The following is a 9,940-nucleotide window of genomic DNA, read 5'->3' as shown; positions in this document are numbered from 1 at the left end:
GGCGGACGCGGCGGACGCGGCGGACCCGGCGGACGCGGCGGGCCCGGCGGGCCCGGCGGATGCGGAGGGCGCGGAGGGCGCGGAGGGCGCGGAGACCCAGAATCGCCGGCGTTGGAACGGATAGGCCGGCAGTGGCACCGCCCGGCCGCCGCAGTCGGCGGTCAGCGCGGCCCAGTCGACCGGGAACCCCGCCACGTACAGCTCGGCGACGGCTCGCCACAGCCCGTCGACCGGTGGGGTGTCACGACGCTGCGACGACACCCACCGCAGGTGGGATCCCGTGGCGCGGGCGATGCCGGTCAGCGTCCCGTCCGCGCCCGCCTCGACGACCGATCGAACGCCCTGCTCGCCGAGGGTGGCCACGGCGGCGCTCCAGGCGACCGGCTCGCGCGCCTGCCGGCACAGGTGGTCGACGTCCGGCAGCCAGCCGGGCGGGCGTACGCGGCCGTCCAGGGTGCTGATCAGGGGCAGGCGGACGGGTGCGAACTCCACCTCCCCGATCACCCGGCGGAGCCGGTCCAGGACCGCGTCCACCCCGGTCGAGTGGAACGCCCGGTCGACCGGGAGCGGGCGGGTCGCCACGCCACGCTGCCCGGCTGCCCGGGCGACCGCCGCCAGCGCCTCGGGGGAGCCCGCGAGCACGTGGTGTTCCGCCCCGTTGCGGGCGGCGATCTCCGCCGCCGACCCGCGCAGCAGATCACCGACCGTCGCCTCGTCCGCCAGCACCGCGAGCATCGCGCCGGGTGGCAGCGCGTCCCGCATGAGGATGCCCCGGTGGGCGGCCAGTCCGACCGCATCGGTCAGGCTCAGCGCACCGGCCACGACCAGGGCGGCGTACTCCCCCACGCTGTGCCCCAGGACGACGTCCGGCGTGAGCCCCCACGACCGCCACAGCTCGGCGAACGCCACCGCGGTGACCACCAGCGCCGGCTGGGCGACGTCCGTCGGGAGCCCCCTGTCGCCGGGACGTTCCCGCAGCCGGGCGGCGAGGTCGCCACCGGTGGCGCGGCGGTACGCGTCGGCCCCCTCGTCCCACACGGCCCGCGCGACCGGGAACCGCTCGGCGAGATCGGGGACGACGCAGCGGCGGTCGCCCTGCCCGGGAAAGGCCAGCGCGACCGGAGTGGCGTGCCCGGGCTCCGTCCGGCCGGACAGCACGTCGCCCGCCGCGCCGCCCGCGACGTACCGGTCGAGGCCGTCGGCCAGCGCGGCGGCGGAGGCGCCGAGCGCGACCAGGCGGTGCCGGAGGTGGCGTCTGCGCCGACCGGCGCTGGTGACCAGGTCGGCCAGCGACAGCCCGGGATCCTTCCGGAGCAGGTCGCGGTGGCGGACGGCCAGCTCCACCAGCGCCGCCGGGTCGGCCGCCGACAGGGGCAGCAGCCCCGGCGCGGGGTGGGCCGGCGGCTCGTCCGGACGACGGGGGTCCGCCTCGGGCGGCTCCTCGACGATCACGTGGGCGTTGGTGCCGCCCACCCCCAGCGCGCTGACCGCCGCCCGGCGCGGCCGAAGGTCCGCCGGCCAGTGGGTGGCACGGGTGGTCACCGTGAAGGGGCCGGCGGCGAGGTCGATCGCCGGATTCGGCCGGACGAAGTTGATCTGTGGGGCGACCCGGCCGGAACGCACGGTCAGGATCGCCTTGACCAGGCCGGCCATGCCCGCGCAGCTGTCCAGGTGACCGATGTTCGCCTTGACCGAGCCGAGGAACGGCCGGCCGCCGGCGTACACCTCGGCGAGGGCGTGGTGCTCCACCGGATCGCCCAGGGCGGTGCCCGTGCCGTGCGCCTCGACGTATCCGACCGACTCCGCCGGGATCCGCGCGGCGGCCAGCGCCCGTCGGGCGACGTCGACCTGGCCGGCCACCCCGGGCGCGGTGAAGCCCACCTTGCCGGCGCCGTCGTTGTTCAGGGCCGAACCGATGATCACCGCGTGTACGGGGTCCCCGTCGGCGAGGGCCCGGTCGAGCGGCTTCAGCACCACGGCGGCGACCCCGTTGCCGCCGACCGTTCCGTCGGCGTCGGCGTCGAAGGGCCGGCACCGACCGCTCGCCGACAGGATCGATCCCGGGGTGTGCCGGTAGCCCGTCACCTGCGGCACGTGCACGGCCACCGCGCCGGCGACAGCCTGGTCGGCCTCGCCGTCGAGCAGCGCCCGCACCGCCAGGTGCACCGCCACGAGCGAGGTCGAGCAGGCGTTCTGCACGTTGATCGCCGGTCCCGTCAGTCCCAGCCGGTACGCCACCCGGGTGGCCAGGAAGTCCGGTTGGTTGCCGAGCGCGACGCCGATGGAGTCGGCCGGATCGTCGGATCCGGCCCGGTGGCGAAGCTGGCGGAGGTAGGTGTGGTGCGGATAGAGGTTCATTCCGCTGCCGGCGTAGAGGCCGGTCCGCAGGCCCTGCCCGTCACCCGGGTACCCGGCGTCCTCCAACGCCTGGTGACAGGTCTCCAGGAACAGCCGGTGCTGCGGGTCGAGCAACTCCGCCTCCCGGGCGCTGATCGAGAAGAAGCCCGCGTCGAAGCCGGCGACGTCGTCGTCGAGGACGCCGCTGGCCGCCACGAAGTCGGGGGCGTCCACTGTGTCCCGCGGAGTTCCGGCCGCGACGAGTTCGTCCGGCGTGAAGACCCGGACGCTCTCCACTCCGGCGGTCAGGTTCGCCCAGTACTCGTCGACCGTGCGCGCTCCTGGAAACCGGACCGCCATGCCGATCACCGCGATGCGTCGGTCCCGTACCGGTCCGCCGGCGGGGTCCGCCGCCGGTGTGGCGTCCGGGGCGGCGAGGTACGCGCTGAGCGCGTCGACCGTCGGGTGGGCGAAGAGCACCGGTTGCGGGACCCGGCGGTCCAGTGCCCGCTCCAGGCGGGCCCGGAGCCGGACGATCTCGACCGAGCCGATGCCGAGTTCGTAGAACGGACGCGCCGCGTCGACCCGGCCACCGATCAGGTCGCCGAGGATGCCGGTCAGCAGGGCGCGGACCTCCGCCCGGCCCGGCCCGGCCGCGCGCGCCTCGGGGGCCTCGGTGGCCGCCCGCCGCCCGTCCTGCTCCCGCTGCGGCGACCGGTCGGCCAGGCAGCGCCGGACCAGCTCCGCGCGCCGGATCTTCCCGCCGGTGGTACGCGGGAACTGCTCCGCGGCGAGCGACAGCACCCGCTCGGGCACGACCTGCCAGCGTCGGGCCACCGCCGCCCGCACCGCCTCGGCCACCCCCGTCCGAGGCGCGTCGGCGTCGCCGTCGGGCACGTAGAAGATCACCAGCGACTCGGTGCCGGTGCGGGGCTCCGGTACGCCCACGGCGGCCACCAGGCCGCGCCGCACCCCGTCCACCTCCCCCGCCACCTGCTCGACCTCGTGGCAGGGCAGGTTGTGCCCGTTGAGGATGATCATGTCCTTCGCCCGGCCGGTGATGGCGATCCGACCGTCCCGCATGAAGGCGAGGTCGCCGGTCTCCAGCCAGCCGTCGCCGTCCGGGAAGGCCAGGCGGGTCGCCTCCGGGTCGGCGAGGTACCCGGGCGTGACCCGCGCCGACGAGACCTGGAGCCGGCCGATGCGGCCCTCGGGGAGCACCGCGCCGGCGGCGTCGACGATCCGCAGGGTGGCGCCGGGTGCGGGCCGCCCGACGGAGAGGAACTCGGTGACGTCGGCCGGGTCGTCGTCCTCGGCGTACTCCAGGTCGCCGCCCAGGCTCGCCGTACGGATCCGGAGGCGGGTGCCGGGCTCGGCGAATGAGGCGAAGGTGATCCCGGTGCAGGTCTCCGACATGCCCCAGGCCGGCGTCATCGCCTCCGCCGGCACCCCGGTGGCGGCGACGAACGCCTCGAAGGTCTCCGGCAGGCACTGCTCGCCGCCGCTGACCATGCGGCGCACCCCGCCGAGGTCCCACCGTCGGCCGGGGGCCCGGGCGACCGCGTCGGCCACCAGCCGCAGGCCGAAGTTCGGTGCCCAGCTGTGCGTGACCCGGTGCCGCCGCATCAGCTCCAGCCACCGCAGCGGGTCGTCGAGCACCCGCTCGGTGGCGACGTGCACGGACGTGGCGCCGAGAAAGACGCCGCCGAGATGGTAGAGGAGCAGGCCGGCGACGTGGTCCAGCGGCAGCCAGTTGAGCAGGACGTCCCCCGGCCCGATGTCGAGCATCGTCCGGGCGCCCACGGCGTACTCCGAGAGCCCCCGGTGGGTCAGCGGGATCACCTTCGGCCGGCCGGTGCTGCCCGAGGAGAGTTGCAGCAGCGCCACCGACTCCGGATCGCTGACCGCCGCGACATCCACCACCTCCGGGTCGGGTCCGGAATCGACGGGAGGGCCGGAAACGGCGGGACGGCCGGAAGCGGTGGAACGGTCGCGAGCGGCCGGCGCGGTCGGCTCCGGCACCGCGACCACCCGGTCCCGCAGCGGCAGCCGGGCCAGCACGTCGAGGTCCTCCGGCCCGGCCAGCACCACGGGCTCGCCCAGCGTCCGCCACGCGTGCACGAGGGCGGCGGCGGTGGGGTTGTCCGCGTCGTACCCGGTGGGCGCGCCGACGGTGAGCGGCACGATCCCGCCGAGGACGCAGCCGAAGAAGGTCGGCCAGTACCGCTCGCCCGAGGTGATCCGCAGGACGACGGGGGAGCCCCGCCCCAGGCCGTGGGCCCGCAGACCGGTCAGCGCCGCGCGCGCCCTGGCGAGCAGTTGCCCGTGGTCGACGAACTCCTCACGCCCGTCGGCATCCACGATCCGGATGCCCGTACGCGGATGGTGCCGGGCGGCCCACAGCAGTGCCTCGTCCAGCGTGCGGGGATGGCCGACAGGGCCGGACAGGTCCCCGCCGTGGCTGACGGCGGCGGGGCGACCGGCGGACGGCACGGACTTCACGGGGCCACCTCAACTTCTTTCGTGAGCTGTCGGTGCGGGCGGTGCGCCGACGAACGGGCGTGGGAGACGAGGAAGGCGCCGGCGGCGGCGAACGCCAGGCCGTGCGCCAGTGCGACCACCGGCAGCGGCGACAGCCGTTCGAGCGCGAAGGCGCTGACGATCATGCCGATGCCGAACCCCGCGTTCTGCGCCGCGCTCGCCAGTCCGACGAGTTGCGGCAGACGGGAGGACCCGACGGTCTGCAACCGGGTGGTGTAGCTGATCTCGGCGTAACCGTCCGCCATGCCGGCGGCCAGCGCCAGGACGACCACCAGCCAGATCGGGGGACCCGCGAAGGCGAGCACGAACAGCAGCGACATCGCACAGGTGGCGACCCCGAAGACCCTCGGCGATCCCGGGCGCGAGGCTCCGGCGGCCCGCCGGGCGCACCACCGGCCGGCGGCGAGACCGCCGACCGCCCAGGGCGTGGTGAACAGGGCGGCGAACGCGGCCGGTGCTTCGGGCCAGGCCAGGTTCGCGTACACGGGGAGCCCCACGTTGTGCGAGGCGGACCCGAACGCGTCGAGGGACCGCACCGCGATCATGGCCAGGACCACGGGGGCGACCGAGGGTAGGAGGCGACGGAGCCCCGACCCGCGGTGAGAACCCCCGGCGGCGCGGCTGCTCACCACGCGCCAGACGCGGACCGCTGACAGCAGCAGCGCGGACAGCGCGAACGAGGCCGCGTCGAGCAGGAACGCGGCGTGGTAGCCAAACAGGGTCACGAGGATTCCCGCGCTGCCGAAGCCCAGCAGCATGGCCACCGAGCGGGCCGCCACCAGGTTCGCGTTGGCCCGGGCCAGGCCGTCCGGGCCGACCAGCTCGGGCAACCCGCTGCGCAGCGCGACCATCCACAGCGTCTGGCTGCCGCCGATGACCACGGCCAGCGCGAACAGCACCGTCGGTCGCGCGGCGGAGGGCGCCACGACCAGCAGCACCAGCGCACCCGCCGCCAGCAGGTCGCCGCCGATCATGAGCCTGGCCCGCGGATACCGGCCGACCAGCATGCCGGCGACCGGTCCGGTCAGGACGCCGGCGCCCAGGCGGACGGCCATGAAGATCCCGGTGGACACGGCGGAGCCCGTGATCTCCAGCGCGAACAGCCCCAGCGCCACCATGTTCAGGAAGCTGCCGTACGTGGAGACGGCGTGCGCGGCGACGACGAGACGAAGCGGACGTGCCGAAGATTCCCCCGTTGATCGCACCTGTCGAGATCCGCTCCCGGTCATCACCGTGTGGAGCGCCGATCATGCCATCGCACGTCAAGACATCTCAATATGTCGAAGCATCGCGGCGACGGACAGCCGACCGCGGCACCCCGCCTTGCCGGCCGGACGGGCGTGTGGTTGGTTTCGGGGCAGGCCAGATCAGCAGCACAGCGAGGAGACGCGCGTGGACGACCCGGTTCTCGTCGAGCGGGACGGTCCCGTGGAAACGTGGACGATCAACCTGCCGGAGGCCCGCAACCCCATCTCCGGCGACGACGTGGTCGACGCGCTGGTCGCCCGGGTCGACGCGGTCAACGCCGACCGGACGGTCCGGGCGGTCATCCTGACCGGCGCCGGCAGCGCCTTCTCCGCCGGCGGCAACGTCAAGGACATGGCGGACCGGGTCGGCCTCTTCGGCGGCACCCCGCACGAGCTGCGCGACGGCTACCGCCGCGGCATCCAGCGGATCCCCCGCGCGATGTACGCGTGCGACGTACCGCTGATCGCGGCGGTGAACGGGGCGGCGGTCGGCGCCGGCTGCGACCTGGCGCTCATGTGCGACCTGCGGATCGCCTCGGAGCGGGCGTTCTTCGCGGAGAGCTTCGTCAAGCTCGGCATCATCCCCGGTGACGGCGGCGCCTGGCTGCTGCCCCGCGCCGTCGGCGCCGCCCGGGCCGCCGAGATGGCGCTGACCGGGGACCGGGTCGACGCGGCGACCGCCCTTCAGTGGGGGCTGGTCTCCCGGGTCGTGCCGCACGAGGAGCTGCTCACCGAGGCGCGCCGGCTGGCCGACCGGGTGGCGGCCAACCCTCCGCACGCCGTACGGATGGCCAAGAAGCTGCTGCGCGAGGCCCAGCACCAGAGCCTCGACAGCATCCTGGAGCTCTCCGCCGCGATGCAGGCGCTGGCGCACCAGACCCGGGACCACGACGAGGCGGTCCGGGCCTTCCTCGACCGGCGCGAACCGCACTTCACCGGGGAGTGAGCGGGCTGGACAGGCGGTGACGACCCCGCCGCCGGAGCTGGCCGCCCGCCGGACGCGTCGCGCGCGGCGGCCCGCCGCCGGGGCCCGGGAGCCGCGTCGCTCCCGGGCCGGTCGACCGCCGGCGGTTCAGCGCTGGACGCGCGCGCCGGCGCCCCGGACGAGCGCCTCGACCTCGCGGAGGCTGGCCATCGAGGTGTCGCCGGGCGTGGTCATCGCCAGGGCGCCGTGCGCCGCGCCGTACTCGACGGCCGTGGCCAGGTCACCCTTCTCCAGCAGGCCGTAGATCAGGCCGGAGGCGAAGCTGTCGCCGCCGCCGACCCGGTCCATGATCTCCAGGCCGGGCCGGTGGGTCGCCTCGGCGAACCGCCCGTCGGCCCAGGCGATCGCGCCCCAGTCGTTGACGGTGGCGGTGCGCACGGTACGCAGGGTGGTGGCGACGACCTTGAAGTTTTCGTACTCCCTGGTGGCCGCCTCGATCATCCGCTTGAAGTTGGCCACCTCCAGCTGGGACAGCGAGGCGTCGGTGTCGGGCACCTCGAAGCCCAGCGAGGCGGTGAAGTCCTCCTCGTTGCCGATCATCACGTCGACGTAGCGGGCCAGCCGGCGGTTGACCTCCCGCGCCCGTTCCTGCCCGCCGACCGCCTTCCAGAGGCTGGGCCGGTAGTTCAGGTCGTACGACACGACGGTGCCGTGCCGGGCGGCGGCGGCCATCGCCGCCTCCATCGTCTCCGGGGTGGTCTCGGACAGGGCGGCGTAGATGCCGCCGGTGTGCAGCCACCGCACCCCCAGCGTGCCGAACAGGTGGTCCCAGTCCACCTGGTCGGCCCGGAGCTGGCTGGCGGCGCTGTGGCCGCGGTCGGAGGTGCCGACGGCGCCCCGGACGCCGAAGCCGCGCTCGGTGAAGTTGAGGCCGTTGCGGACGGCGCGGCCGACCCCGTCGTAGGGCAGCCAGGTCACCAGTGAGGTGTCCACCCCGCCCTGGAGCACGAGGTCCTCCAGCAACCGGCCCACCTCGTTGTCGGCGAACGCGGTGACCACGGCGGTCCGCAGCCCGAAGCAGCGGCGCAGGCCGCGGGCCACGTTGTACTCGCCGCCGCCCTCCCAGGCCCGGAAGGTGCGGGCCGTGCGCACCCGACCCTCGCCCGGGTCGAGCCGCAGCATGATCTCGCCCAGGGAGACCAGGTCGTACCGGCACTCGCCGGCCGGACGGATCGACAGCACGGCTCAGGCCTCCGCGGTGGGTCGGGCGGCCTCGACGGCCGCGGCGGTGCGGGTGGCGACCTCGTCCCAACGCCCGGCGGCGATCAGGTCGGGGGCGACCATCCAGGTGCCACCGACCGCCAGCACGGCGGGCAGGGCGAGGTAGTCCGCGAGGTTGCCGGTGTTGACCCCGCCGGTCGGGATGAACCGCACCGAGCGGAACGGCGCGGCGAGCGCCTTGATCATCCCGACGCCGCCGAGCTGCTCGGCGGGGAAGAACTTGACCGTGTCGAGCCCGGCGTCGAGGGCCATCTGGATCTCGGTGCCGGTGGCGACGCCGGGGAAGACGGGCACGCCCAGCTCCTGGCAGCGCCGGACGACCGCCGGGGAGAACCCGGGGGTGACGACGAACCGGGCGCCCGCCTCGACGGCCCGGTCGACCTGGGCCGGGGTCAGCACGGTGCCGGCGCCGACGAGCAGGTCGGGTCGCTCGGACATGACGCGGATCGCGTCGGCCGCGGCGTCGGTGCGGAAGGTCACCTCGGCCGAGCGCAGCCCGCCCCGGACGAGCGCGTCGGCCAGCGGGGCGGCGTCGCGGGCGGCGTCCAGCACGACGACCGGCAGGATCCGGGCCGCACCGACGGCCGCGACGACCGCGTTCTTCTGTTCATCATTCTGTACGCCAGTCACATATGTGACCCTAGCGCCGTCGACCGGGCTGTCAACCCCGCTACAGTGGCGGTCATGACGCTGCCCGGCGGGTTCCAACCGGTGAAGTCCTCCACGCGGACGCTGGAGGTGCTCGAGGCGCTGGCCGCCTCGCCGCAGCGGCGCTCCCTGGTCGACCTGGCCCGCGCGCTGGACATCCCGAAGAGCAGCCTGCACGGCATCCTGCGCACCATGGCCCTGCGCGGCTGGGTGGAGAGCGACCCGACCGGCACCCGGTTCGGGCTCGGGGTGCGCGCGCTCCAGGTCGGCGCCGCGTACCTCACCAGCGACGACACCGTGGGCCTGCTCGGCGGGGTGCTCGACGACCTGTCGCGGCAGTTCGGCGAGACCGTCCACCTCGGACGGCTGGACGGCGCGCACATCGTCTACCTCGCCAAGCGCGAGTCGGTGCACCCGCTGCGGCTCTACAGCGCGATCGGCCGGCAGCTGCCGGCCCACGCCACCGCACTGGGCAAGGCGCTGCTCGCCGAGCGCCCGGACGACGCGCTCGACGGACTGCTGACCTGGCCGCTGCCCGCGCTCACCCCGCACACCGTGACCGACCGGGACGCGCTGCGCGCCGAGCTCGCCGCCGTCCGGGCACAGGGGTACGCGGTGGACCGCGAGGAGAACACCGAGGGCATCGTCTGCTTCGCGACGGCCGTACCCCTGGCGGCCCCGGCGACCGACGCGATCAGCCTGTCGGTGCCGGTGGCCCGGCTGGGCGCCGCCGGCGAGGACCGGATCGTGGCCGCCCTCCGCCGGGCCGTCGACCAGGTCCAGGCGGCGCGCGGCCTGCTCTCCACCGCCTGATCCGGGCGCGCTCCGGCGCTCGCGCCGCCCGCCGGCGGGCTCCGGGGTCGCTCCGGCGCGCCGGTCGTCGCCCAGGGCGACGGCCGGGCCACCACTGGCAACCTTCTTGACAGATGTGTCGGGACATCGACAGACTTCTTTCAGAGAG

6 protein-coding genes are annotated in these 9,940 nt (G+C 75.1%); 2 read left to right on the top strand and 4 right to left on the bottom strand.

The annotated features are described in order from the left end of the window. On the bottom strand, positions 1-4,839 hold a 4,839-nt coding region (locus tag AB0G13_RS21360; RefSeq protein ID WP_357876716.1), incomplete at its 3' end, for a beta-ketoacyl synthase N-terminal-like domain-containing protein. After that, entirely contained in the window at positions 4,836-6,083 is a 1,248-nt protein-coding gene (locus AB0G13_RS21355; protein ID WP_357876714.1) for an MFS transporter, read from the bottom strand. The genes AB0G13_RS21360 and AB0G13_RS21355, both read right to left, overlap by 4 nt. A gap of 187 nt (positions 6,084-6,270) precedes the next feature. Here AB0G13_RS21355 and AB0G13_RS21350 point away from each other — a divergent pair, with 187 nt between their 5' ends. Further along, positions 6,271-7,071, top strand: a complete 801-nt coding sequence (locus AB0G13_RS21350; protein ID WP_357876712.1) for a crotonase/enoyl-CoA hydratase family protein — start codon at positions 6,271-6,273, stop codon at positions 7,069-7,071. 126 nt (positions 7,072-7,197) lie between these two features. On the opposite strand, the gene AB0G13_RS21345 is transcribed toward AB0G13_RS21350, so the two are convergent. Together AB0G13_RS21345 and eda are read right to left on the bottom strand one after the other, a co-directional pair. Continuing rightward, the gene (locus AB0G13_RS21345; protein ID WP_357876710.1) at positions 7,198-8,292 is read right to left on the bottom strand and encodes a sugar kinase; all 1,095 of its coding nucleotides are present in this window, start codon (positions 8,290-8,292) and stop codon (positions 7,198-7,200) included. A gap of 3 nt (positions 8,293-8,295) precedes the next feature. Beyond that, positions 8,296-8,961, bottom strand: a complete 666-nt coding sequence (eda, locus tag AB0G13_RS21340) for a bifunctional 4-hydroxy-2-oxoglutarate aldolase/2-dehydro-3-deoxy-phosphogluconate aldolase (protein ID WP_357876708.1) — start codon at positions 8,959-8,961, stop codon at positions 8,296-8,298. Between the two features lie 54 nt (positions 8,962-9,015). Here eda and AB0G13_RS21335 point away from each other — a divergent pair, with 54 nt between their 5' ends. Continuing rightward, positions 9,016-9,792, top strand: a complete 777-nt coding sequence (locus AB0G13_RS21335) for an IclR family transcriptional regulator (RefSeq protein WP_357876706.1) — start codon at positions 9,016-9,018, stop codon at positions 9,790-9,792. Positions 9,793-9,940: the final 148 nt, after the last annotated feature.

Origin of the sequence: Micromonospora sp. NPDC023633, assembly GCF_040640035.1 — a bacterium.
Lineage (GTDB): Bacteria > Actinomycetota > Actinomycetes > Mycobacteriales > Micromonosporaceae > Micromonospora.
The sequence above is the reverse complement of the archived record's forward strand: the minus strand, read 5'-3'. Positions and strand labels throughout refer to the sequence as shown.